Here is a 26549-nt window from a genome sequence, read left to right on the forward strand (position 1 = left end):
TGAAATAATGTCAATCGAGATTAATGTACCTGACATCGGTGCGGATGAAGTAGAAGTGACTGAGATCCTTGTCAGCGTGGGTGACAAGGTTGAAGAAGAGCAGTCGTTAATCACCGTTGAAGGTGATAAAGCATCCATGGAAGTCCCTGCGTCACAAGCGGGTGTGGTCAAGGAAATTAAAATTGCCGAAGGTGATAAAGTGACCACCGGCTCTTTGATGATGATCTTTGAAGCAGAAGGCGCCGCGCCAAGTGCGCCCGCGCAAGAGGCGGCCCCCGCCGCCCCTGCTGCAGCACCAGCGGCTGCGTCAGAAATCAAAGAAGTGCACGTGCCTGATATCGGCGGCGATGAAGTCGAAGTCACCGAGATCATGGTGGCGGTAGGCGACAGCGTCGAAGAAGAGCAATCACTGATCACCGTTGAAGGCGATAAAGCCTCAATGGAAGTGCCAGCACCGTTTGCAGGGACTGTCAAAGAGATCAAGATTGCCTCGGGTGACAAAGTGTCAACCGGCTCTCTTATCATGATGTTTGAAGTCGGCAGCAGTGCCCCTGCTGAGGCGCCAGCACAGGCTGCACCTGCCGCCGCTGCGTCAGAAGCAAAAGATGTCAACGTTCCTGACATTGGCGGTGATGAAGTTGAAGTGACTGACATCATGGTCGCTGTAGGCGATACGGTTGAAGAAGAACAGTCTCTGATCACCGTTGAAGGCGACAAAGCGTCGATGGAAGTGCCGGCACCGTTTGCGGGTACGGTTAAAGAAATCAAAATCGCCGCGGGCGATAAAGTGTCTACCGGCTCGCACATTATGGTGTTCGAGGTAGCAGGTAGCGCACCTGCCGCACCAGCAGCGCCCGCCGCGGCACCTGCTGCAGAGGAAAAATCTGCGCCAGCGCCAAAAGCGGAAGCACCTGCAGCGGCTAAAGCTGATGCCGGTAAAGACGAGTTTGTCGAAAACAAAGAGTACGCCCATGCGTCACCTGTTGTGCGTCGTCTTGCGCGTGAATTCGGTGTTAACTTGGCAAAAGTCAAAGGCACTGGCCGTAAAGGACGTGTACTGAAAGAAGACGTGCAAGGCTACGTGAAAGAGGCGCTTAAGCGTCTTGAATCTGGCGCAGCATCTGGCTCAGGCGACGGTAGTGCACTGGGTCTGCTACCTTGGCCGAAAGTCGACTTCAGCAAATTCGGTGAAACGGAAGAAAAACCACTGTCTCGCATCAAGAAGATCTCGGGTGCGAACCTGGCACGTAACTGGGTGATGATCCCGCACGTGACCCAGTGGGATAACGCCGATATCACTGAAGTTGAAGCGTTCCGTAAAGAGCAAAACGCGATCGAGAAGAAGAAAGAGTCAGGCATGAAGATCACCCCATTGGTGTTCATCATGAAAGCGGCTGCTAAAGCGCTGGAAGCTTTCCCTTCATTCAACGCGTCACTGTCTGAAGATGGTGAAAGCCTGATCATGAAGAAGTATGTCAACATCGGTATCGCGGTTGACACACCAAACGGTCTGGTCGTGCCTGTCTTTAAAGACGTGAATAAGAAAGGCATTCACGAGCTATCTGAAGAGCTGATGGTGGTATCGAAGAAAGCCCGTGGCGGTAAGCTAACGGCCTCTGACATGCAAGGTGGTTGCTTTACCATCTCTAGCCTAGGGGGTCTCGGCGGTACGGCGTTTACGCCAATCGTTAATGCACCAGAAGTGTCTATCTTGGGCGTGTCTAAGTCAGAAATGAAGCCAGTATGGAACGGTAAGGACTTTGAACCTCGCCTAATGCTGCCGCTATCGCTGTCTTACGACCACCGTGTGATTGACGGTGCCGAGGGCGCGCGCTTTATTAGCTACCTCAACGGCTTACTGTCTGATATTCGCCGTTTGGTACTCTAATCGCAATACCAACAACCCGGCTGGCCGGTTAAAGGTCGGTCGGGAATTGTTGTGCAGCTCACAGGCTATGGGTTTTTATTTTTCAGCCCATTAACATGGCTGTAAACTGTGGCTCCCAGATACCCACAACAATAAAAAAATTACCGCTCTTAGCCTGTCAGGGAATAAGACTATAACGAGGTCAGAATGAGTAAAGAAATCAAAGCGCAAGTCGTCGTCCTTGGCGCTGGTCCTGCTGGATACTCCGCCGCTTTCCGCTGTGCCGACCTAGGTTTGGAAACCGTATTGGTTGAACGTTACAACAACCTTGGCGGTGTGTGTCTAAACGTCGGCTGTATTCCATCTAAAGCCCTACTTCACGTTGCCAAAGTGATTGAAGAAGCCAAAGCCATGGCCGAGCACGGCGTGGTATTCGGCGAACCACAAACCGATATCGACAAGATCCGTTCTTGGAAAGATAAGGTCATTGGTCAACTGACGGGCGGCTTAGGCGGTATGGCCAAGCAGCGTAAAGTGACAGTCGTTAATGGCACAGGCCGTTTCACTGGCGCCAACACCCTGTTAGTTGAAGGGGAAGAAAGCACTACCATCAACTTTGATAATTCCATCATCGCGGCTGGCTCTCGTCCAATCGAGCTGCCATTTATCCCGCATGATGACCCACGCATTTGGGACTCCACCGACGCGCTTGAGCTCAAAGAAGTGCCTGAAAAAATGCTGTTAATGGGTGGCGGTATCATTGGTCTAGAGATGGGAACCGTTTACCACGCACTCGGCTCACAGGTTGATGTGGTCGAAATGTGCGATCAGGTGATCCCTGCGGCAGATAAAGACGTGATCAAAGTCTTTACTAAGCGCATCAGCAAGAAGATGAACCTCATGCTGGAAACCAAGGTGACCGCGGTAGAAGCCAAAGAAGACGGCATCTACGTCACCATGGAAGGCAAGAAAGCCCCAGCAGAGCCTGTACGCTATGACGCTGTCTTGGTTGCTATCGGTCGTAGCCCGAATGGCAAACTGCTTGATGCGGGCCAAGCGGGTGTTGAAGTCGACGATCGTGGCTTTATCAATGTTGATAAGCAAATGCGCACCAACGTGCCGCACATCTATGCGATTGGTGACATCGTGGGTCAGCCTATGCTGGCGCACAAAGGTGTACACGAAGGCCATGTGGCGGCAGAGGTTATCTCAGGTAAGAAGCATTACTTCGATCCAAAAGTGATCCCATCGATTGCGTACACTGAGCCAGAAGTGGCTTGGGTCGGCAAAACTGAGAAAGAGTGTAAAGAAGAAGGCATTAACTACGAAGTGGCGACCTTCCCATGGGCGGCTTCAGGTCGTGCGATTGCGTCTGACTGTTCAGACGGTATGACCAAAATGATCTTCGACAAAGACACCCACCGTGTGATTGGTGGTGCCGTCGTGGGTACCAACGGCGGTGAGCTGCTGGGTGAAATCGGTCTTGCCATTGAAATGGGTTGTGATGCGGAAGATGTCGCCTTGACAGTACACGCTCACCCAACCTTGCACGAATCGGTTGGTTTGGCTGCAGAAGTGTTTGAAGGCTCAATCACTGATATGCCTAACCCGAAAGCGAAGAAAAAGAAATAAACCGCGCGTTTATATTTTTCTGACTCAGCCCCGCTATGCGGGGCTTTTTTGTACCTGTGATGTACTTCTGGGTCGTGAACAATAAAAAAGCGGGCCAGGGCCCGCTTAGTGTGTCAGTCGGTAGCATCGCAATGGTTTAGAGCTTAAAGCTCCCAACCAAGGTATCAAGACGTTTGGAAAGATCGCGCAGTGACTCACTCGCCTCTGCCATGGTGTTGGCGGTATCAGCGGTTTGCTGTGAGCTGTGATTAATCTCTTCGATATTTTGGTTAATATCGTTGACCACGGTGGACTGCTCTTCAGTCGCGGTGGCCACCTGGGTATTCATGTCCGAGATTTGTACAATCTGCTCGTTGATTGCATTGAGCGATTGTGAGGCCTCATCGGAGGCATTGACCCCTTCAGCAGTCATGGTGCGACTTTGCTCCATGGCATCCACGGCGTTGCGCGCTTCTTGCTGCAGGCGGTCAATCATGGTCTGGATTTCATCGGTGGAATCAGAGGTGCGACTGGCCAAGCTGCGTACCTCATCGGCGACAACCGCAAAGCCACGTCCTTGCTCACCGGCTCGCGCCGCTTCAATTGCCGCATTCAGCGCCAGTAAGTTGGTTTGCTCGGAGATCCCGCGAATCACATCCAAAATGCCACCGATCGAATCGGTGTTTTCAGCCAAGGCGCTGATCACTTTCGACATATTCTCCATGTCATCAGCAAGGCGAGCGATTGTATCCCGTGCCTGGGTCACCACGCCTTGGCCACTAGCCGCATCATCAGAGGCTTGGTTGGCGGCACTGGCAGCACTGGCGGCATTGCCTGCAATCTCATTAACGGTCGCCCCCATTTCATTGATGGCGGTAACCACTTGCACGGTGCGATCCCGCTGATACTCGCTTTGCGATTGGGTAGCACTGGCTTGTGAAGAGACTTGCTCGGCCGCACTACGTAATTCGCCACCGGTACGGGCAACGTCTGAGACTAGACGATGGATTTTCTCCACAAAACTGTTGAAACCAGAGGCGAGTTGGCCAATTTCATCTTGGCTATTGATGTCTACACGTTGGCGTAGATCCCCTTCACCTTCACCGATTTCACGGAACACATTGGCGACATATTGGATGGGTTTGGTAATGGTTGCAGCTAACCAGACGGCGACGACGATAAAAATAAGACCGACGACGACCGACACCATCAGGATCTGATTACGCGTTTCATTGAGGGGGGCATAGACTTCTTCGGCAGGGACATCTGCAATAACAAACCAATCCATGGAGGGCACATAACTGGATGCGAGCAGTACTTCTTCACCATTAATACGGGTGTCGAGAAGGTTAAAATCGCCTTTTTGTAGCAAGCTGCGTGCTTGGCCACCATAAATATCACTTAGGGTTTGCTCACCCATCAGATTGGTGTCGCGGTGTAATTGGACCAAGCCCTCAGCGTTGACTAAGAACACAAACCCTGACTGCTCAATTTTAAATTGATTCAAAAAGCGGGTCATGTCCTCCAACGAGCGTGAGAAACCGGCTAACCCTTTGCCGTTGAGCTGTTGGAAGTTAACAAATAGCTTGAGTTCGCCGTTTTCTTCTTGGAAAACCTGGGCCATGGTGGCATTGCCACTGTCGAGGAAGTTGTAAAACCAACTGTCTTTTTCACGCGTTAACACCCGTAAAAATCCGTTCTGATTCCAATACTGCCCGGTGTTGCGGTTGGCAATGGAGGCATCATTCAAATCGTATTGCTCACGTAATACGTTGAGCTGTTTGATCACGCGGGTTTCTTCTGCGGGCGTAATATCTTGGTTGATGATATCTAGCATCACCGGGTTAGAAGCCAGCTGACGTGCGGCGGATTGTAGTTGGTTGACCTCACTATCAATGGTATCTCTAAACTGGGTGAGGGTGGTGGGAAGCTCATTTTCTAACAGGCGCTTTTCCATGATGTCGCGTGCTTGGCTCAAGCTCATATAACTGATGATGGCGGTGGAGGCGATCACCGCTGAGACAAATGCCAGCACGAGTTTTTGTTTAATCGTGAGTTGCTTTAGCTTCATGCCCTTCTCTCTATTTGGTCTATTAACAGACGATAGGTTAGCGTGACAAAAATGTGATGATGTTTATGGCACTAACATCTAAGTTAGCAGATATGGGTGAATGATTGGTTATGTATCGACCATGAAACAATAAAATTGAAGCCTTTGCTCAGGGTTATTGATAAAAATGACACTCTCCTCGCGATTTCAACATAAAGCGGTAAAAGTGCGCTGTCGTTTGCGGGACATTGGTGCATCGAGCAATGGTAGCCGGATCACTGCGCTATGGCGAAAAGCGGTGTAGAATCAGTCACAACCGCGATAGGCTCTGAGTAACCTGTACTCAGAGGTGGAGGATAGTGTGCCGCGTCACTACGACCTAAGTATTATGTTTCACAAAACGAGTAGATTTTAATTTTAGGTTAAAAATGCTATCCTCACGCAGCGGTTACGTGCTCGAACCCTCGTCTTGCTGGAAAATTTTAATAAACTTCGCCGGATAAGCGTGATACGAGTACTAACACTTTCCAAGGATGTTGGATCATACGGTCTGACCGAGAAAAGAGGAAATAGTCGTGCTTGAAGCCTACCGTAAACACGTCGAAGAACGTGCCGCTCAGGGTATTGTGCCTAAACCGCTTAACGCTGAGCAAACCGCCAGTTTGATAGAACTGCTGAAAAACCCGCCCGCTGGCGAAGAAGAAACCCTCGTTTATTTACTGGAAAACCGAATCCCACCCGGTGTGGATGAAGCCGCTTACGTGAAAGCCGGCTTTCTGGCCGCACTGGCAAAAGGTGAAGCGCAGTCTCCGTTGATTAGCCCCGAGCGTGCCACTGAATTACTTGGCACCATGCAAGGTGGCTACAACATCGAGCCGCTGATCACCTTACTTGATGATGACAAGCTTGCGCCCATTGCGGCGAAAGTGCTGTCTCATACCTTATTGATGTTCGATGCGTTTTACGACGTTGAAGACAAGATGAAAGCAGGCAATGCCTACGCCAAGCAGGTGATGGAGTCGTGGGCGAACGCTGAGTGGTACCTGGAAAAACCACAAATTCCTGAAAAAGTGACACTGACGGTGTTCAAAGTCTCGGGTGAAACCAACACCGATGACTTGTCGCCCGCGCCAGATGCTTGGTCGCGTCCTGATATTCCCCTGCACGCGCTGGCCATGCTGAAAAACGAGCGTGAAGGTATTCACCCGGACAAACCGGGAGAGATTGGCCCGATCGAGCAAATGAAAAAGCTGGAAGAAAAAGGTCATCCACTGGTTTATGTCGGTGATGTGGTCGGTACTGGCTCGTCTCGTAAGTCGGCAACCAACTCGGTGTTGTGGTTTATGGGGCACGATATTCCTAACGTCCCTAACAAGCGCTCAGGTGGTTTTTGTTTAGGTGGCAAAATCGCGCCTATTTTCTTTAATACCATGGAAGATGCGGGCGCGCTGCCGATTGAACTTGATGTGAGCAAGCTCAACATGGGCGATGTGATTGACCTGTATCCGGCCGACGGCAAAGTGTGCAAGCACGGCACCGATGATGTCCTATCTACCTTCCAACTAAAAACAGACATCTTGTACGATGAAGTGCGTGCTGGCGGACGTATTCCATTGATCATTGGCCGAGGCCTGACTGACAAAGCCCGCGAATGCTTAGGGCTTGAGCCGTCTGAGGTGTTCCGTCGCCCACGTCCGGTGGCTGATTCCACCAAAGGCTTTACCTTGGCACAAAAAATGGTGGGTAAAGCGTGTGGCGTTGAGGGCGTGCGCCCGAACACCTATTGTGAGCCAAAAATGACCACCGTGGGCTCACAAGATACCACCGGGCCCATGACGCGCGACGAGCTGAAAGATTTGGCCTGCCTTGGTTTTACCGCTGATTTGACCATGCAGTCGTTCTGCCATACCTCTGCTTATCCAAAACCGGTTGATGTGGAAACACACCATACGTTGCCCGACTTTATTATGAACCGTGGTGGCGTGGCGCTGCGTCCCGGTGACGGTGTGATCCACTCATGGCTCAACCGAATGCTGCTGCCCGATACCGTGGGGACGGGTGGGGATTCACACACCCGTTTCCCGCTGGGCATTTCGTTCCCTGCTGGCTCAGGTCTCGTGGCCTTTGCGGCCGCGACCGGCGTGATGCCACTGGATATGCCAGAATCGGTCCTAGTGCGCTTTAAAGGTGAGATGCAACCTGGGGTAACGCTACGCGACCTGGTTCATGCTATCCCTTATTTTGGCATTCAAAAAGGGCTGCTGACGGTGGAGAAATCGGGCAAGATTAACGAGTTCTCTGGCCGTATTTTGGAAATCGAAGGGGTTGAGCACCTGACGGTAGAGCAAGCGTTTGAGCTGTCAGATGCGTCAGCGGAGCGCTCTGCGGCTGGCTGTACGGTCAAGCTGTCGCAAGATTCAGTGGCTGAATACCTCGAGTCGAACATTGTGATGCTTAAGTGGATGATCTCTGAGGGCTATGGCGATCGCCGTACCATCGAGCGCCGCATTCAAGCTATGCAGCAATGGTTGGAAAACCCAAGTTTGATGGAAGCAGATAAAGATGCCGAATATGCGCATGTGCTCGAGATCGACTTGGCTGACATCAAAGAGCCGATTTTGTGTGCGCCGAATGACCCAGATGATGCACGTAGCTTGTCAGATGTGGCAGGTGACAGTGTTGATGAAGTCTTTATCGGCAGCTGTATGACGAACATTGGTCACTTCCGCGCGGCGGGTAAACTGCTGGACAAGTTCGGAGGGAGTTTATCTACCCGTATGTGGGTGGCACCACCGACGAAGATGGACCGAGATCAGCTCACCGCCGAAGGCTACTACGGTATTTATGGCCGAGCAGGGGTGCGCATCGAAACGCCAGGGTGCTCGTTGTGTATGGGTAACCAAGCGCGTGTGGCAGAAAAATCGACTGTGCTGTCGACCTCGACGCGAAACTTCCCTAATCGACTGGGTACAGGCGCGAATGTCTATCTCGCGTCAGCGGAGTTGTCTGCTGTCGGCGCGATCCTTGGCCGTATTCCGACCAAAGAGGAGTACCTTGAGTACGCGGAGCAAATCAATGCGACCGCCAGCGATACCTATCGCTACCTCAACTTCCATCAAATGGATGCCTACACCAAAAAAGCGGATGATGTGATTATTAAAGCAGCGGTATAACGGCTGCTGACTCATTTCGTTCTGAAAGCGCCCCAGACGTGGGGCGCTTTTTTTATGTGTGTTAAGCCGTTGTGGATCGATGGGAGGAGAGTCGGATCATGCGTGCGATGTTTTCACTGGTGCGAATGAGGTTTTTTTTACTGTTCATTAGCGCGTCGCTCAATTCACAGGGGCCGGCTTGAATGGGAAATATCGCCGTGACACCTTGTTGGTAAAGCGCTTCGCAATCGTCGCCCACACTGCCTGCGAGCACCACGACTGGGATCTGATAAGCTTGTGCAATGCTGGCGATAGCAGCCGGCACTTTGCCGTGCTGCGTTTGTCCATCGACACGCCCCTCGCCAGTGATCACCCAATCGGCATTGGCCAATAATGAATGAGCCTGGGTGCGTGAGAGTAATAAGTCGACCCCGGGTTCGAGTCTTGCCCCGAGTAGCCCTCCCAAGGCAGCACCTATACCTCCTGCTGCGCCGGCGCCAGAAAAGTGGCAAACCGACTGTCCCAGTTGCAAGTGACAGATACTCGCAAAGCGGTGCAGGTATTGCTCTAAGACACGAATATCCTCTTCTTGCCCGCCTTTTTGTGGCCCAAAGATAGTGGTGGCGCCGTGCGGTCCACATAATGGATTATCCACATCGCAGGCGGCGGTCAGTGTCACGGCCTTAAGCCGTGAATCAAGCGTATCAAGATCAATCGTCATTAAGGCGCCGAGTCCTTCTCCGGTGGGCGTGATGGGATGGCCTGCGCCATCAAGGAGCTTGGCACCGAGGGCGGTCAAGATCCCCGCACCGACATCATTGGTCGCACTGCCGCCCAACCCGATAATGATTTCGTCAATATCATGGTCAAGTGCGGCGCGAATAAGCTCGCCAGTGCCTAAGCTGGTGGTATGACGAGGGTTGCGTGCGTCTTGTGGGACTAAGGGAAGGCCTGAAGCACTGGCAACATCGATAACGGCCAGACGATGTTCGCGATTGATAACAAATTCGGCGGTCACCGGGCGAAAGTCGGGTCCAGTCACCTCACAGTGATAACGCTCACCGCCGATTTGGTCGAGAAAACTTTGCGCATAACCTTCGCCCCCATCCGCCATTGGCAGTTGTGAAAAGCGAGCGTGAGGCAAAATAGGCGCCATGCCTGCCTCGATCGCCTGTGCAACATGGCGAGCATTCAGGCTCTCTTTAAATGAATCAGGCGCGATCACGATATGCATAAGCCTATCCTTTACTGCTTACTGTTATTCCATTTAAGTATGGTTGAAGTGACATTTTGATGACAGCACTGGCTTGGCAATTCTGACAAAAAGCAGGACAATAGCCGGCCAATTTTGGAGGTCAGTGTGGATTACGAATTTTCTCGCAACAGTTTTGATGACAGCTACCGGATTGTTTTTTCGATGGGACATGAAGCCATAGGACGTTGGCTATTGGATGAACTCGGCACTGAGCTGACTCAAGTGACATCCTGTCTACATACCCTGCAGCAACTTGAGTCAGAGCAGCAGTGGCGCGGGCATACGTTCACGCTTACCGCCAATCGTGATGAGGTCGTGGTGGTGGCGAATGCCATGCTGCAACCTGCCTCGGATGAGGCGCAAACCACGCTCAATGAGCAAGCGCTGACCTTTTACGATGAAGAAAGTTACGCGGCGTGTGGTTACCAAGACTTTGTGGTGATGCTGGACGCCTACCAAGACTTCATTGCCCGTTACGGTCGACGTTAAGCGGGTTCTCTGAGTCAACTCTTCATGGCTGAGCACGTATCACCGTGTGCGTGCTTCGAATGGCTGAACCTCCCCGCCGCTTTTTCTCCCGATTCTCGTTTCGATGTTCCCCCTTGGTGCAATCGCATGCTGCTCTCCCTGGCATGCGCTGTGTTGGTGAATAATTCGCACTTATATGGTGCAAATGAACGCCTTTCTATCCCGCATTTATTTAAGTTATTGATTTTAAACATATTAAATATTGGCACGGCTCTTGATAGTTAGACGATGATGCAAACACAAGGACTCAGGAGAAGGATATGAAACTGATTAGCGCCATTATCAAGCCGTTCAAGCTTGATGACGTACGTGAAGCGTTGGCGGATGCTGGCATTGACGGCATGACTGTCTCAGAGGTGAAAGGTTTCGGCCGCCAAAAAGGGCACACAGAGTTATATCGTGGTGCTGAGTATCAGGTCGATTTTTTACCCAAAGTAAAATTAGAAATCGCTGTGCAGAGCGAACATGTCGACAGTGTTGTGGAGGCGATCTCTAAGGCCGCACAAACGGGCAAGATCGGCGACGGTAAAATCTTCGTCTTTGATCTTCAGCAAGCGGTGCGGATCCGTACTGGTGAGATGGATCTGGAAGCAATTTAAAAACAGGGAGTAAAGACAATGGAACTGGTAAACACGGTGACTGAATTGCGCTACGCGCTCGACACCTTTTTCTTTCTTTTATCTGGTGCGTTAGTGATGTGGATGGCGGCTGGCTTTGCCATGTTAGAGGCAGGCTTGGTGCGCTCGAAAAACACTACTGAGATACTGACCAAAAATATCTGCCTCTATGCTATCGCTTGTACCATGTACCTGTTGGTGGGCTACAACATTATGTACGTGGACAACAGTGGCGGCGGTTTTGTCCCTTCTTTTGGGGCCTTGATTGGCACCCAAGGCGCCGATGCGGATCATTCGCTCGAATCTGACTTCTTCTTCCAAGTGGTGTTTGTTGCCACCGCGATGTCTGTGGTGTCAGGGGCGGTTGCCGAGCGCATGAAACTGTGGGCGTTCCTCGTGTTCTCTGTCATCTTGACTGCGGTGATTTATCCGGTTGAAGGTTACTGGACATGGGGCGGAGGCTTCCTCTCAGAGGCTGGTTTCAGTGACTTCGCCGGCTCTGGGATTGTTCACATGGCGGGCGCGGCGGCAGCCCTCGCAGGTGTGCTGCTTTTGGGAGCGCGTAAAGGCAAATATGGCAAAAATGGTAAAATTAACCCCATTCCTGGCTCAAACCTGCCTCTGGCAACACTGGGTACCTTCATCTTGTGGTTCGGCTGGTTCGGTTTTAACGGCGGCTCACAACTGATGGTGTCAGATTTTGAAAATGCCACGGCTGTCGGACAAATCTTCTTGAATACCAATGCAGCGGCAGCGGCTGGTGCGATAGCAGCATTACTGGTGTGTAAAACCCTATGGGGGAAAGCCGATTTGACCATGGTACTCAACGGTGCCTTAGCCGGCTTAGTGGCCATCACGGCGGATCCGTTATCGCCTTCACCCGTGGCAGCGCTGATCATCGGTGCGGTATCGGGTGTGATTGTCGTATTCAGTATTGTTGGTCTGGATAAGGTCAAAGTGGATGATCCTGTCGGTGCTATCTCCGTGCACGGTGTATGTGGCTTCTTTGGCCTGATGGTTGTGCCATTAAGCAACACAGGGGCGACCTTTGGTGCGCAGCTTCTGGGGGCGGCAGTGATTTTTGCTTGGGTATTTGCGGCAAGTTTCCTCGTGTGGCTGGTGCTGAAAAATACCATGGGCATTCGTGTCACCGAAGAAGAGGAGATGTCAGGGATGGATCTTCACGACTGTGGTATTGATGCGTATCCCGAATTTGTTAGCGTAAAATAGTCAGTTACACGTAACTCGAGTAAACTCTGAAACGAAACCTTACATTTTTGGATGTAAGGTTTCTTTCTTTTTGCGTCTGATCATATTGAGCCCTGAGTCATTAGTTGTATACTAACGAAACTGAGATTCGTTATCATTTATCATCATATTTAAGGACTGCCACGATGAAAAAACTACTGATTGCCTCGGCTATTACCGCAAGCCTATTAGGAACCAGCGCCGCGGTTGCGTCCGAAGAAGTCAATGTTTACTCGTATCGCCAACCTTTCTTGATTGAACCCATGTTCGATGCGTTTACCGAAGAGACCGGCATTGCTGTGAATGTTAAATTCGCTAAAAAAGGCATGGCGGAAAAGGTCAAACAAGAAGGTGAGTACAGCCCGGCTGACGTACTGCTAACCGTTGATATTTCACGCCTTAAAGAGCTGGTAAACCAAGACGTGGTACAGCCCGTGCAAAGTGATGTTATCGATCAAAACGTGCCTGAGCAGTTCCGAGATAGTGAAGATAAGTGGGTCGCGCTGACAACACGAGCTCGTGCGGTATACTCTTCACGCGAGCGTGTCGGCAAATTGGGTGACGATTTTGATTATCTCGACTTGGCAAAACCAGAATGGAAAGGCAAGATTTGCACCCGTTCAGGTAAACACCCATACAATGTCTCTTTAGTGTCAGCTATCATCGAAAACCACGGTGAAGCGAAAGCCAAAGAGTGGCTTGAGGGCGTAAAAGACAACCTCGCACGTAAACCACAAGGCAATGATCGTGCACAAGTGAAAGCGATCAAAGAAGGCCTGTGTGACGTCTCACTGGGTAATAGCTATTACCTAGGCAAAATGCTGAATGACGAAGAACAAACAGCGTGGGCGGAAGCGGTTTACTTGAACTATCCTGGCCAAAACGCGCACGGTACGCACGTGAACGTGAGTGGCATGGCGATGGCGAAGTACGCACCGAACGAAGAAAACGCGCTAAAACTAATGGAATTTTTAACGTCAGACAAAGCACAGCATATGTATGCTGAGGTGAACTTCGAAGAGCCTGTGAAGCCGGGTGTTGAGCAGTCTGAGCTCGTGGCGTCTTGGGGCGACTACAAGCATGACCCAATGCCGCTTGAGGCGATTGCGGATAACTACAGCCAGTCAGTGAAACTGCTGGATGAAGTTCAGTTCGACCTGTAAGCCATTGCATAGGGGCGGATGTCGCCCCTGTTGTCTTTCTCTGACGCCTTAATGTAGTAGGCCATGCGAGATAGATTACCCATGATAAAAACCAGCAGTTGGGGCTTAGCCCTATTGCTGGTTTTGCCGATCTTAGCGATCTTTTATACCGCGGTGGGCGACACTGGGGATATTTTCCCCCATTTGTTCGAGACCGTACTGCCGACTTATACCTTGAACACCAGCTTGTTAGTGGCTGGCGTGGTGGCGATTGCGATTATCCTCGGGGTGCCCACCGCGTGGATGCTGGCCATGTATCAGGTACCGGGCAGCCGGCAACTGCAGTGGGCGATGGTGCTTCCGCTTGCGATGCCGGGCTATATTATTGGCTATATCTATACCGATTGGTTTGATTATGCCGGTCCGCTACAACGTGGCTTGCGGGCATTGTTTGAATGGCAAACGGTCAATGATTACTGGTTTCCCGATATGCGTACCTTGCCAGGTGCGTGTTTTGTGCTGGCGTTAGTCTTATACCCTTATATCTACCTGCTCACCCGTGCCGCGTTTATGGAGCAAAGTGTCACCTTGACCCACTCTGCGCGTTTGCTCGGTTGCTCGCCGATGCAAAGCTTTCGTCGCATTTCTTTACCGTTGGCACGGCCGGCGATTGCGGTAGGGGCCTCTTTGGTGGCGATGGAGGCGCTGGGCGATTTTGGTACGGTCAATTACTTTGCGGTCAGCACCCTGACAACCGCAGTCTATGATACTTGGTTGAGCTACTCGAGCTTAACCGCTGCCGCCAAAATCTCTGCGATCATGCTGGTTGCTATCTTCCTTTTGATCAGTGCTGAACGTTATGGGCGACGTAAACAAGCACAATTCAGTCCAAGCTCGAGCAGTGATGCGATTGAGAAAATGCCCTTAACAGGCTGGCGTAAAGTCGGGGTGTTAGCCTGGTGTTGGAGTCTGCTGTCACTGGCGTTTATTTTACCTCTGCTCCAGCTTTTAGTTTATGCATGGCACTACTACGAAAAAAATGCGGTCAGCGAGTTTGCCACTTTTAGCTATAACAGCTTTTATACCTCAAGTTTAGCGGCGCTCATTGCCGTCGGCATTGCGTGGACAGTGAATGTGTATCGCCGCCTGCGTGGGCATGGGGTCAGTGTGGCGCCCATGCGATTGGCGTCTATGGGGTATGCGGTGCCGGGGACGGTGCTAGCGATTGGCGTGATGTTAGTGCTGACGCGCGGCGATCACTTCATTAACGATATCGCCACGCATTACGGCTGGGGACGGCCTGGCCTCCTATTATCTGGCACCATGGTGGCCTTATTGGTGGCCTTTGTCGTGCGGTTCAGTGCCGTCGCCATTGGCAGCATTGAATCAAGCATGGCCAAAATTCCTCCTTCATTGGATATGGCGGCGCGAACCATGGGATGCACCACCACAGGGGTGATTCGTCGTGTGCATTTACCCTTAATTCGGCGGGGGACACTCATTGCGATGCTGTTGGTGTTTATTGAGTCGATGAAAGAGCTTAATGCTGCGATTTTATTACGCCCTTTTAATTTCGAAACACTGGCCACGTATGTGTACAACTTTACCTCGGATGAGCACCTAGAGTATGCCGCCTTACCTGCCATTTTGTTGGTCGTGGTTGGCTTGGTCCCCCTTATCCTGATTAACCGGTCATTGGAGCAAAAATATCAATGAAGTGTGCGCTCGCGATAGAGAATTTGACCTGCAGTTATAACGGCACCCCTGTTTTAAAAGATTTGTCGCTGCAAGTCGCGCCGGGAGAAATTGTGTGCTTGCTCGGCGCCAGTGGCTGCGGGAAGACGACGTTGCTAAAAGCGATGGCAGGATTAATGCCATTATCGTCAGGAAAACTATCGATTGGGTGCAAACTCATGGACGATAATCAGCATTCAATCCCGCCAGAGCAACGTAATATTGGGATGATTTTTCAAGACTATGCGCTGTTCCCACACCTTACGGTGGCAGACAATGTGGGGTTTGGTCTGTCTGAACTCAGCGCGGCAGCGCGAAGTGAAAAAGTGGCTGAGATGCTCAAGCTGGTGCGTCTGGCGGAGCTGGGTGACCGCTATCCTCACCAGCTCTCGGGCGGCCAACAACAGCGCGTGGCGATAGCGAGAGCGCTGGCTTATGAACCGGATCTGTTATTGCTTGATGAGCCCTTTTCGAATATTGATACCCAGGTTCGTCATGATTTAATTGAAGAAATCCGACGTATTTTTAAATCCCAAGGCGTCACGGCGATCCTTGTGACGCACAGTCGGGAGGAAGCATTCGCGTTTGCCGATAAGCTAGCGGTAATGAATCAGGGGCTCATTGAACAGTATGGCGATACCACAGAGGTGTATTACCAACCTGCGAGCCGTTTCGTCGCTGATTTTCTTGGCCAGGGCTCTTATGTGCCCGTAACGGTCTCGTCGCAAGAACAAATGCAGACACCGCTCGGTCCGTGGCCACGTCCGGTGCATTGTCACCCAGGCCCGCATTGGTGGTTACTGCGCCCTCAATTTCTAAGCATTCGTGCTGATGCTGAGGGGGAAGGACAGGTGTTATCCCAACAGTTTATGGGTGATAGTAGCCGTTATACCATCGATATCCATGGTCAAAAACTGTCGGTGCACGCGCGTGAGCCGCTATTGGTAGGGGATAAAGTCAGCTTACATATTCGCCCTCACGAGCCAGTCCTGTTCAATGATGGGCCGAGTTTTATTGACGATTAAGGCACCAGAACCAAAAAAGCCAACCGAGGGGTTGGCTTTTTACGGCGTTGACAACGTGGCTAGCTTTGTTGGCACAATACGTCAATATAGTGTTGAGCCATGGCGTTTAAAGCCGTTTTGTCTGGTTGCTGATGCGCCTGTAAAAAGAGCACATAGCATACCCCTGCCAACATACTGGCAAGCTCACGCGGTTGGTGACGGTCGACCATCTCACCTTTTGCCATCCCGTGCTCGAACACTTGCTCGAACTGATCCATCGCGTCTCGACTGCCTTTGACAAAGCGTGGCCAAATATCTTCGCGAATAGAGGTACTCCACTCAAACCAGACTTTCATCCATGCTTTGTCTGCCAGAGCCGTGTCAATAATTTGCGAGGTAATGCAGTTTAGCGATGCCCGCATTGATTGATCTTGCCCGGTGCACTCATTAATCAGTTTAATGAAGTGTTTCTCGGTCTGGGCCAAGATCTCTTCCACCAAGTCTTCACGGGTTGGGAAGTAGTTAAATACCGTTGCGACGGAGACGTCTGCCATTTCGGCAATATCGGCGTGCCCCGCACGACCAATCCCGCGTTTGGCAAACACATCTAAGCCACACCCTAATAACTGCTCTTTGCGGCGCTCGGGCGATAGCCGCGTCCTTGTTCTCTCATTTGATTGAGCCATCCTAAAACCTGCCAACTTATTTTTGGTTTGTACAAATTAATTATTGTTTGTGCTAATGATTTTATTATTAGCGGGATTGAGTTTATACCAGCCATTTATGGCCTGACAACGGCTAGAAGCCTGATCTAGGCCGTAAAAACGTAATTTTGTCTGCAAAAAAAGTCATTCATTACAAAAAACAAAGGCACGGATTATTTTTTCTTATCAATCAGTGTGATACCCAACTAGTGTGCGGGTGCATAAGCGATGAAAACGCGCTCGCTGGGATCCGCAATCGATTTAGTGCTAGACTATGCCACCTTTGTTAGTGACCTCCCTTTTGTGGAGAGACAACCATCGGGGCAGATATGAAACACACCGTTGAAGTGATGATTTCAGAGCAGGACGTACAGGCGCGAGTGAAAGCCTTGGGCGCTGAGATCAGCGAGCACTATAAAGACTCATCTGAGTTGGTATTAGTGGGGCTGCTGCGTGGCTCGTTCGTTTTCATGGCGGATTTATGCCGTGCGATTGATATGCCGCATGCGGTCGACTTTATGACCGCATCAAGTTACGGCAACAGCATGGAAAGTACGCGTGATGTGCGTATTTTGAAAGACTTGGATGATGATATTAAAGGCAAAGACGTACTCTTAGTCGAAGACATCATCGATACTGGCAATACGCTGAGCAAGGTGTGTGAAATCCTGTCTTTGCGCGAGCCAAATTCAGTACGCATTTGTACATTGTTAGACAAGCCAGAGCGCCGAGAAGTTGACGTTAAGGTTGATTGGTTGGGCTTTACGATTCCAGATGAATTTGTGGTCGGTGTGGGCATTGATTATGCGCAAAAATACCGCCATCTGCCGTACGTCGGTAAAGTGATTCCGTTGGACTAAAGGGTTCAAGGAATGCGAAAGGAGAAAGCCGAGCCGATGCTCGGTTTTTTTGATCTATGAACAGGTGAGTGCCAATCTGCTTTGTCAGGGAGGTGTGGAAAGACTAACACTCGACCTTGTCAGACACGAGTTCACACATTGCCGCTTGATAGTTGATTTCCAGTGATTCACGGCTATTGGCAGTCATCCCCAGATCCCGCAAGATCCCATCGGTCGTATCGTAAAACCAGCCATGGACCTTCACATCTTGGCCGCGCTCCCAGGCCGCCCGCAAAATAGTGGAATTACCAAGGTGGTACACCTGCTCGGCGACATTGATCTCACATAGCCGATTACCGCGTGCTTGTGCAGGCAGGTGGCTAAGATAGCTTTTGTGCTTGAGGTAGAGATCACGAATATGCAGTAACCAATTGTTAATTAAACCCAGCTCAGGGTTTTCAATTGCAGCATGCACCCCGCCACAACCATAGTGGCCACAGACAATAATGTGTTTGATTTGCAGCACATCAACGGCGTACTGCACGACCGACAGGCAGTTTAAATCGGTATGAATGACTTGATTGGCGACATTACGATGGACAAAAAGCTCGCCCGAGTCTAGGCCAGTCAGGCGCTCTGCAGGAACTCGACTATCCGCACAGCCAATCCATAAGTATTCCGGATGTTGCTCCTTCGCCAAGTCGGCAAAAAACTGTGGGTTGGTATCACGAATGTCTTTTGACCAGGCTTTATTGTTGGCGAACAACGCTTTGATTTGGGCCATATCCACTCAGTCTTTTGGCAAGGTTATCAATTGCCACTATACCGCAATGATGGGGTTTGAAATATACTGAGATCAAATTTCACATTCTTTTACATCTTGCGCGCCCAATAGATCACGCTGTTTACCTTCAAAGCCACTGCTCGGATAGGTTAATCCAAGAAAATTCGTATACTGTCTCTTCCACCATCAATGCAGTAGAGGGTAGTGAGTGTTTGATAAGGGACGATTTGCGCAGCTGACATTAAAAGGGGATTTGTTTGGTGGGGTGACCACCGCGATCATCTCTTTACCATTGGCACTTGCATTTGGTGTGGCCTCTGGGGCTGGCGCTGAAGCGGGGCTATGGGGCGCGATTTTAGTCGGGTTGTTTGCCTCGCTATTTGGTGGTTCGTCTACGCTGATTTCTGAACCGACCGGCCCGATGACAGTGATCATGACCACGGTGTTAACCGCGATGATGTCTCGCTACCCGGAAGGAGGCGTAGCGATGGCGTTCACTGTGGTGATGATGGCAGGCGCGTTCCAAATACTGATTGGTAGCTTAAGGCTGGGTAAATACGTCACCTTAATGCCATACAGCGTGGTGTCGGGGTTTATGTCGGGGATTGGGGTGATTTTGATTTTGCTCCAGCTGGCACCCTTGCTGGGGCAAGCGGCCCCGACAGGCGGGGCGCTTGGCACACTCAAAGCATTGCCTGATTTAATCAGTCAAGCCGACATTAAAGAGGTATTTCTCGGTGTTTTGACGCTTGGCATCTTGTTTTATTTCCCTGCCAAGTATCGTCGTTTTATTCCCGCACAGCTTGTCGCACTCGTGAGTATCACCTTGGTCTCTATTTTGCTGTTTGATACCGACAGCATTCGCCGTATTGGGGAAATACCGACAGGCTTACCCTCGCTGGTGATCCCGCATATCACGACAGAACATTTTACCGCGATGGTAATTGATGCCCTCGTGTTGGGCACCTTAGGGTGTATTGATACCTTGTTAACCGCGGTGATTGCTGACTCACTGACTCGGCAAGAGCACAACTCCGATCGCGAGCTGCGTGGGCAGGGCATTGCCAATATGATTGCCGGGTTATTTGGTGCGCTCCCTGGCGCGGGGGCCACCATGGGCACAGTGGTGAATGTGCAAGTGGGCGCGCGTTCTCCTTTGTCAGGGATTTTGCGGGCGGCGATGTTAGCCGCTGTGGTATTGGTGGCTGGTGCGCTCACCGCGCCGATCCCGATGGCGGTACTCGCGGGTATTGCGGTATATGTCGGGTTTAATATCCTCGATTGGAGCTTTCTTCACCGCGCACATAAAATCAGTTTGCAACAAACCGGTATCATGTATGGCGTGATGGCGCTGACGGTGTTTGTCGACTTGATTGTTGCCGTCGGCCTAGGGGTATTCATTGCGAACTTGCTGGTCATTGAGCGTCTAAGCCGAGAGCAAGCCAAGCAAGTACGGGCCATCAGTGATGCCGAAGACGATGAAGTGCCGCTTGATGACGAAGAGCGGGCGCTGCTTGATGCGAGCAATGGCCAAGTGTTGTTTTTCTACCTCTCAGGGCCAATGATCTTTAGTGTCTCGAAAGCGATTGCACGCCAGCATGCGCACATCAACGAGTTCCGCGTGATGATCTTAGATTTAAGCGATGTGCCTATGTTAGACATGACGGTTGGCTTGGCGTTAGAGAACGCGATTAAAGATGCGCGCGAGGCCGATTGCACAGTATTTTTGCTGTGCCCGCATGATGAAACGCGCGAGCAATTGCAGCGTTTGCATATCGGTGACTGGGTCAGAGAAGCGCATATTTTTACCACACGCAAGCCAGCGCTCGAGGCGGCCAACCGCTTGGTAGAAGTGATGCCTTAGCACGCTGTTCAATTTATCTTACACACGCATACGCTGGTGCGCGTCAACGGGCTAGGTTGGCGCGTGCCAGTGTCATTACGGATCCCGACAGGTGCTCGGTACTTTCAGTCTTAAAACCACGTCATACACGATCACTTAAATACAATGTATTTAGTGAATATTTGCCACATTTCTCATCATTTTATTCTTTTTGGTTGAAAACTAACCATGCGTTTCCCCTCCTGATTTGATCTTGTGCACATTCCTATATACTGGCGCGCGCACTGGGGGACCCCCGTGCCAGTGAGTAAAGCCGTCATGGCCGTGATACTGCATACGACTTGAAAGGATCAGCTGTTTTGAAATTCGAACGATTCAAGAACTGGACCCTGAAAGGGGACCTGTTTGGGGGCGTCACCACGGCGGTTATTTCTTTGCCCCTCTCGCTGGCGTTCGGGGTAGCGTCAGGTGCAGGCGCCGAAGCCGGAATGTGGGGGGCCATTTTGGTGGGGCTTTTTGCCGCGTTATTTGGTGGCTCTTCAACCCTTATCTCAGAGCCGACCGGCCCGATGACAGTGATCATGACCGCGGTACTCACCACCATGGTGTCACGTTACCCCGAAGGGGGCATGGCAATGGGCTTTACGGTGGTAATGATGGCGGGCTTATTCCAAGTGATTTTAGGGACCTTGAAGCTTGGAAAGTACGTTACTTTAATGCCATATAGCGTGATATCTGGGTTTATGTCCGGTATTGGCGTTATCTTGATCATTTTGCAGCTGCCGCCTTTGTTGGGACACGTGACCCCCGAAGGTGGCGTGCTGGGCACACTGAAGACGTTGCCTGAGCTGATTGCACACACTCAGCGCAGTGAGCTTTTATTGGGGCTGCTTACACTTGGGATCCTCTTTTCTTTCCCACAAAAATATCGCCGTTATATGCCGGTACAACTCGTTGCCTTGGTGGTGGTGACTTTGCTGTCAATGTGGTGGTTTGATCTCGAGGCGATTCGTCGAATTGGTGTTATTCCAACTGGCTTGCCAACCTTGATGCTGCCACACATCGACAGTGAGGTGCTGACCACCATGGTGGTGGACGCGTTAGTGTTGGGGACCTTGGGCTGTATTGATACTTTGCTCTCTGCTGTGATTGCCGACTCGCTCACGCGTGAGGAACACGACTCGGATAAAGAGTTGCGCGGTCAGGGGCTGGCCAATATGGTCGCGGGGTTATTTGGCGCTTTGCCGGGAGCGGGTGGCACCATGGGCACGGTCGTCAATGTGCAAGTGGGCGGACGCTCACCCTTTGCGGCCATTGTACGCGCCCTTATTCTAGCAGCGGTGATCTTGGTCGCAGGCTTTTTGACTGAACCCATCCCGATGGCGGTGCTGGCGGGTATCGCCATCTATGTGGGCTTCAATATCCTTGACCGCACCTTTATCCAACGTGCTCACAAAGTCAGCTTACATCAAACCGTGATCATGTATGGAGTGATGATATTAACCGTGCTGGTGGACTTAATCGTGGCAGTGGGTGTGGGCGTGTTTATTGCCAATATTATTGCCATCGAACACTTAAGCCGTGAGCAAGAAAAGCAGGTCAAAGCGATCAGTGATGCGGATGAAGATGACGTCCCCCTGAGCGAGATGGAAAGGGCTTTGTTAGACAGCGCCAACGGAAAAGTGTTGTTTTTCTATCTCTCAGGCCCAATGATATTCAGTGTCTCGAAAGCGATTGCACGTCAGCACAGTAAAATAGAGGAATTCGATGTCATGATCTTAGACCTCAGTGACGTGCCCATGATTGATATGACCGTCGGCCTCGCGCTGGAAAATGCGATCAAAGATGCGGTTGACGCCAATTGCCAAGTTTTTCTGCTCTGCCCCCATCAAAAAACACGGGATCAGCTTGAGCGCTTGCATGTTAAAAATTGGCTCACTGACGATCATACTTTTGATAGCCGTTATGACGCACTCCGTGCTGCGCACCGAGTGACCGAGGTCATGCCTTAAAAGAACGGGAGCTTATGAAAGCCATCGACATCAAAGACCTGGTCAAAACCTATGGGACCAGTGTTAAGGCGCTAAAAGGGGTATCGCTCTCTGTGGAGGAGGGCGATTTTTATGCGCTATTGGGGCCAAATGGGGCGGGCAAATCCACCACCATTGGCATTTTGAGCTCACTGGTGAATAAAACCCAGGGGCAGGTGAGCATTTTTGGCTACGATCTCGATAGCCAAAAAGTGGAAGCCAAAAAACAAATCGGGCTGGTGCCACAAGAGTTTAACTTTAACCAGTTTGAGAAAGTGGAGCAGATCGTGGTGAACCAAGCGGGTTACTATGGTGTGCCCCGCGACCAAGCCAAATTACGCGCGAAAAAATACCTCTCGCAGCTCGATTTATGGGATAAGCGCCACGAGCCTGCCCGTAATTTGTCGGGAGGCATGAAGCGTCGCTTAATGATCGCCCGTGCGCTGATGCATGAGCCTCGTCTGTTGATTTTGGACGAACCAACCGCCGGTGTCGATATTGAGCTGCGTCGTTCAATGTGGGACTTTCTCACCGAGATAAACCGGCAAGGGATCACCATTATTCTCACCACTCATTACCTTGAAGAAGCCGAAACCTTGTGTCGCAACATCGGTATCATCAATCGAGGCGAGCTGGTGGAAGATACCTCCATGAAGGCCTTGCTGGCGAAGCTGGACGCAGAGACGTTTATCCTTGATTTACAACCGGGGCACAAACTGAGCACCTTAGACGGTGTCAACTGGCAGAAAACCGATACCAATACCTTGGAAGTGGAAGTGAATAAGTCAGTCGGGTTGACCCCTGTCTTTGATCAGTTGTCGCAACAAGGGGTGCAGGTGCTGTCGATGCGCAATAAGGCAAACCGCCTTGAGGAGCTATTTGTCACCTTAATTCAGCAAAATGGGGAGGAGCGTGCATGAATGCTTTGTATTGGGTCGCCTTTCGAACTCTGATTCATAAAGAAGTGGCGCGCTTTACCCGTATCTGGGTGCAAACCTTGGTTCCGCCCGCGATTACCATGAGCCTCTATTTTATCATTTTCGGTAATCTGATTGGCTCGCGGATTGGCCAGATGGAAGGCTTCTCCTACATGGAGTATATCGTGCCGGGGCTTATCATGATGTCGGTGATCACCAACTCCTACTCGAATGTGGCCTCTTCATTTTTTAGTGCCAAGTTTCAGCATAATATTGAAGAGCTTTTGGTGGCGCCGATCCCCAATTACGTGATCATTGCCGGGTATATCGGTGGCGGGATGTGTCGGGGTTTAGCGGTCGGCGCCTTGGTGACCATGACCTCTTTGTTCTTCGTCGACTTGCAGATAGCGCATCCGTTGATCGTGATTACCACCGTGGTCTTTACTTCGGCGGTGTTCGCATTGGGTGGGCTTATCAACGCTATCTTCGCCAAAACGTTTGACGACATTAGCCTTATCCCCACCTTTGTGCTGACGCCCTTAACCTACTTAGGTGGGGTGTTTTATTCACTCTCACTGTTGCCCGATTTTTGGCAAGGGGTATCCAAGCTCAACCCGATTGTGTACATGGTGAACGCGTTCCGGTACGGCTTTCTTGGCGTGTCAGATGTCGGCATCATGACATCGTTTGGGGTACTGACGCTGTTTATTATCGGCTTGTATGCGCTGGCGTGGGGTTTGATTTCCAAAGGGACAGGCTTGCGTAGTTAACGACCTCACCGTATCTGTGATTCGGATTAATATTGGATAAAAAAGCCCCGGCCATGATGGCCGGGGCTTTTTATTACGAGCTTGAACGGTGATGCCTGATGGTGTGCTGACGGTTAATTAAATAAACCTTTCAGCCACCCGACTGGGTCTGACTGACCACAGCGCTTGGCAAACTGCCCGTCAATGTCCCAAACTGGCAGCGAGGCATCTCCGCGACAGCTCAGCTGGTATTGACTGCCTTTTTGCGTCACCGCGACCGTCGTGATGTGAGCCGGCCAAGATAACGTCAGCGCACTGGCGCCTCGACGACTGAGATAATCATCATAGACACGCAATGCGCCTGAGGCCCCGGTGAGCCCGGTCGATTGGTTATCGTCGCGGCCAAGCCACACCGTGGTGACTTCTTTATCATCAATACCCACAAACCAGCTGTCTCGGTTATCGTCTGTGGTGCCGGTTTTGCCGGCCAGTGCCACGTTGCCATGATGACGTTTTAAATAACCGCCGGTGCCTTGTTGCACCACTTGTTTCATCGCATACAGCGTTAGCCAGCCGGCTTGCTGAGAGACAACACGCTCGGCTTTTGGCCAGTTTTGATAAAGGCTCTGTCCTTCTTTGGTGGTGACCGCGCGTAAGGCGGTTAATGGCGCACGTTGCCCACCACTGCCGAGCGTTTGGTAGATTTGGGTGACGTCGAAGGGACTCATGCTAAACGCGCCGAGGAGCAATGACGGTACCTGGGGGATATTATCGGTATTGGCACCCAGTTTGCCAAAGGTATTGATCACCTCATCTAACCCCAACTGCATGCCGAGATTCACCGTCGGGACGTTATAAGACTTGGCGAGAGCGGTGAGTAAGGACACACGGCCTCGATACTGGCGATCATAGTTGCGTGGTTGCCAGCTACTGCCTTGGCTGCCCTCCAAGCGAATCGGTTTATCGTCAATCTTACTGGTGAGCTGGAAACGTTCGGGATGGCTCAACGCGGTCAGATACACCGCCGGTTTTGAGAGCGAGCCGATAGGACGTTTGGCATTTAATGCGCGATTAAAGCCTGCAAAGCCTGGGCGCGCCCCACCAACCATGGCGCGTATTTCACCGCTGCGTCGGTCTGCGATGACGGCCGCCGCTTCAAGTTTGTTGCCAGCTCTATTTTTCAGCGCCTTAACTTTATCCACCACCGCGCCTTCAATGGCTTGCTGTGAGACAGGATCCAGTGTGGTAAATATACGTAGCCCTTCTCCTGCCGCGTAGTTATCGCCTACATGTTGGCGGATCTCCTCTTTAAGTTGATCAAAATAGGCGGGTTGGGGACGCGAAAGTGTCGGGGTGGCCTGAATATCGAGCGGACGACTGGCGGCAGCATCGTAATTGGCACTGGTGAGTAGATTTTGCTCGAGCATCAAGCGTAATACCAGATCACGTCGTGTTTTTGCGCGTTCAGGGTGGCGGAAGGGATTGTAATAAGATGGCCCTTTTACCATGCCAACCAGCAGCGCGAGTTGATCAACACGTAGCTCACTGATAGGGCGACCAAAATACAAGCGCGCGCCCAAAGGAAAGCCATGCACCGGCTCGCCACGGTTTTGGCCAAGGTAGACCTCGTTAAGATAGGCCTCGAGGATTTTGTCTTTGCTGTAGCGAAAATCGAGGATCAAAGCCATGTAGGCTTCTTGCACCTTACGCCACAAGGTACGATCACGGGTGAGAAATAGGTTTTTAGCCAGCTGTTGGGTAAGCGTCGAGCCACCTTGCACGGTGCGTCCTGCGCGAATATTGGCGACCAAGGCACGCAAAATACCCGTAGGAGAGACGCCTTCGTGATGATAGAAGTCTCTGTCTTCCGTGGTAATCAAAGCTTCAACTAAAAATTCGGGAAAGCGCTCTCGTGGTAAGAATAAACGCTGCTCGCGAATTCCAGACTCCATCATGCCCAACAGCTTGGGCTCGATACGCAGTAATCCTAGCGGTTGTTGGCTGTTTACCTCGGTGATTTTACCCACTTGGCCGTCAGCAAAGCTCAACATCGCATGACGCGCCGGCGCGGGCCCATCCTCAAAATCAAATGGGCGACGAATGATCTCAAGCCGAGTGCTTGACGCCGAGTACTCGCCAGGCCGTTTGGGCGTACGCACTTTCTGATAGTTGAGGGCGTCTAGCTGTTGGCGCAGCTGCAAAAGGGAAAAGTCGCTGCCAGGAGACAGGTTGATGACTCGGCCATAAACGACCCCAGGAAGCTGCCAAATCTGGCCGCTGAACCTGTCTTGGATTTTGCCATCCAGATAGATACCTAAAATAACGACGGCCGCAATCCCGACGAGGCTGCACTTTAGCCCCAAGCCTAACAGGCGTTTCCCCCAACTTGGCTTAGTAGACGTCTTTTTGGGCTGGCGCTTGGGTGATGAACGTTTTTTGTTGCTCGGGCGTGAGCGTGTTTTTTTCTCTGCCATA

At 51.3% G+C, this 26549-nt stretch carries 19 protein-coding genes; 14 read left to right on the plus strand and 5 right to left on the minus strand.

Annotation, left to right across the window (positions count from 1 at the left end):
- The first annotated feature begins 7 nt into the window (after positions 1 to 7).
- Together aceF and lpdA are read left to right on the plus strand one after the other, a co-directional pair.
- Entirely contained in the window at positions 8 to 1888 is a 1881-nt protein-coding gene (aceF, locus tag BZG72_RS07590) for a pyruvate dehydrogenase complex dihydrolipoyllysine-residue acetyltransferase (RefSeq protein WP_077606096.1), read from the plus strand.
- Positions 1889 to 2074: 186 nt separating this feature from the next.
- Entirely contained in the window at positions 2075 to 3499 is a 1425-nt protein-coding gene (lpdA, locus tag BZG72_RS07595; RefSeq protein WP_077666486.1) for a dihydrolipoyl dehydrogenase, read from the plus strand.
- A gap of 136 nt (positions 3500 to 3635) precedes the next feature.
- Here the strand turns inward: lpdA and BZG72_RS07600 are convergent, their stop codons facing one another.
- On the minus strand, positions 3636 to 5549 hold the full coding sequence (locus BZG72_RS07600) for a methyl-accepting chemotaxis protein (protein ID WP_046073991.1): 1914 nt from the start codon (positions 5547 to 5549) through the stop codon (positions 3636 to 3638).
- A gap of 554 nt (positions 5550 to 6103) precedes the next feature.
- Between BZG72_RS07600 and acnB the strand changes: the two genes are divergently transcribed.
- Positions 6104 to 8701 (plus strand): bifunctional aconitate hydratase 2/2-methylisocitrate dehydratase, encoded by a 2598-nt coding sequence (gene acnB, locus BZG72_RS07605; RefSeq protein WP_046073992.1) that lies wholly within the window; start codon positions 6104 to 6106, stop codon positions 8699 to 8701.
- 61 nt (positions 8702 to 8762) lie between these two features.
- Here the strand turns inward: acnB and BZG72_RS07610 are convergent, their stop codons facing one another.
- A complete protein-coding gene (locus BZG72_RS07610) occupies positions 8763 to 9914 on the minus strand; it encodes a glycerate kinase (RefSeq protein ID WP_046073993.1) in 1152 nt (383 codons plus the stop codon).
- A gap of 126 nt (positions 9915 to 10040) precedes the next feature.
- Here BZG72_RS07610 and BZG72_RS07615 point away from each other — a divergent pair, with 126 nt between their 5' ends.
- The 6 genes from BZG72_RS07615 (at position 10041) to BZG72_RS07640 (ending at position 16229) form a co-directional block, all read left to right on the plus strand.
- Complete coding sequence (locus BZG72_RS07615; RefSeq protein WP_046073994.1) at positions 10041 to 10424, plus strand: YacL family protein; 384 nt, start codon at positions 10041 to 10043, stop codon at positions 10422 to 10424.
- A 299-nt stretch (positions 10425 to 10723) separates the two neighbouring features.
- Entirely contained in the window at positions 10724 to 11062 is a 339-nt protein-coding gene (glnK, locus tag BZG72_RS07620) for a P-II family nitrogen regulator (RefSeq protein WP_046073995.1), read from the plus strand.
- A gap of 18 nt (positions 11063 to 11080) precedes the next feature.
- The gene (locus BZG72_RS07625) at positions 11081 to 12310 is read left to right on the plus strand and encodes an ammonium transporter (RefSeq protein WP_046073996.1); all 1230 of its coding nucleotides are present in this window, start codon (positions 11081 to 11083) and stop codon (positions 12308 to 12310) included.
- A 164-nt stretch (positions 12311 to 12474) separates the two neighbouring features.
- Positions 12475 to 13491, plus strand: a complete 1017-nt coding sequence (locus BZG72_RS07630; RefSeq protein ID WP_046073997.1) for a Fe(3+) ABC transporter substrate-binding protein — start codon at positions 12475 to 12477, stop codon at positions 13489 to 13491.
- Between the two features lie 63 nt (positions 13492 to 13554).
- Positions 13555 to 15186 carry an ABC transporter permease gene (locus tag BZG72_RS07635; protein WP_046073998.1) on the plus strand — a complete coding sequence of 544 codons (1632 nt, stop codon included), beginning with the start codon at positions 13555 to 13557 and terminating at the stop codon, positions 15184 to 15186.
- Positions 15183 to 16229 carry an ABC transporter ATP-binding protein gene (locus BZG72_RS07640; protein ID WP_077666487.1) on the plus strand — a complete coding sequence of 349 codons (1047 nt, stop codon included), beginning with the start codon at positions 15183 to 15185 and terminating at the stop codon, positions 16227 to 16229. Before BZG72_RS07635 ends, BZG72_RS07640 begins: the two co-directional genes overlap by 4 nt.
- 59 nt (positions 16230 to 16288) lie before the next feature.
- On the opposite strand, the gene BZG72_RS07645 is transcribed toward BZG72_RS07640, so the two are convergent.
- Positions 16289 to 16894, minus strand: a complete 606-nt coding sequence (locus tag BZG72_RS07645) for a TetR/AcrR family transcriptional regulator (RefSeq protein WP_077578734.1) — start codon at positions 16892 to 16894, stop codon at positions 16289 to 16291.
- Positions 16895 to 17241: 347 nt separating this feature from the next.
- Between BZG72_RS07645 and hpt the strand changes: the two genes are divergently transcribed.
- Positions 17242 to 17772: a hypoxanthine phosphoribosyltransferase gene (gene hpt / locus BZG72_RS07650; RefSeq protein WP_046074001.1), complete on the plus strand. Its 531-nt coding sequence runs from the start codon at positions 17242 to 17244 to the stop codon at positions 17770 to 17772.
- A gap of 103 nt (positions 17773 to 17875) precedes the next feature.
- Here the strand turns inward: hpt and can are convergent, their stop codons facing one another.
- Positions 17876 to 18535, minus strand: coding sequence for a carbonate dehydratase (can, locus tag BZG72_RS07655; protein ID WP_046074002.1), 660 nt, complete (start codon positions 18533 to 18535; stop codon positions 17876 to 17878).
- 208 nt (positions 18536 to 18743) lie between these two features.
- Between can and BZG72_RS07660 the strand changes: the two genes are divergently transcribed.
- The 4 genes from BZG72_RS07660 (at position 18744) to BZG72_RS07675 (ending at position 24095) form a co-directional block, all read left to right on the plus strand.
- Positions 18744 to 20399, plus strand: coding sequence for a SulP family inorganic anion transporter (locus BZG72_RS07660; RefSeq protein WP_077666488.1), 1656 nt, complete (start codon positions 18744 to 18746; stop codon positions 20397 to 20399).
- Between the two features lie 338 nt (positions 20400 to 20737).
- On the plus strand, positions 20738 to 22390 hold the full coding sequence (locus BZG72_RS07665; RefSeq protein ID WP_077606103.1) for a SulP family inorganic anion transporter: 1653 nt from the start codon (positions 20738 to 20740) through the stop codon (positions 22388 to 22390).
- 14 nt (positions 22391 to 22404) lie between these two features.
- The gene (locus BZG72_RS07670; protein WP_077484289.1) at positions 22405 to 23328 is read left to right on the plus strand and encodes an ABC transporter ATP-binding protein; all 924 of its coding nucleotides are present in this window, start codon (positions 22405 to 22407) and stop codon (positions 23326 to 23328) included.
- The gene (locus tag BZG72_RS07675; RefSeq protein WP_046074006.1) at positions 23325 to 24095 is read left to right on the plus strand and encodes an ABC transporter permease; all 771 of its coding nucleotides are present in this window, start codon (positions 23325 to 23327) and stop codon (positions 24093 to 24095) included. Before BZG72_RS07670 ends, BZG72_RS07675 begins: the two co-directional genes overlap by 4 nt.
- Before the next feature lie 113 nt (positions 24096 to 24208).
- Here BZG72_RS07675 and mrcB read toward each other — a convergent pair whose 3' ends face one another.
- A complete protein-coding gene (mrcB, locus tag BZG72_RS07680; RefSeq protein WP_077666489.1) occupies positions 24209 to 26548 on the minus strand; it encodes a penicillin-binding protein 1B in 2340 nt (779 codons plus the stop codon).
- Between the last annotated feature and the right edge of the window lies 1 nt (position 26549).

Origin of the sequence: Salinivibrio sp. PR6 (assembly GCF_001995955.1) — a bacterium.
Classification (GTDB): domain Bacteria; phylum Pseudomonadota; class Gammaproteobacteria; order Enterobacterales; family Vibrionaceae; genus Salinivibrio; species Salinivibrio siamensis.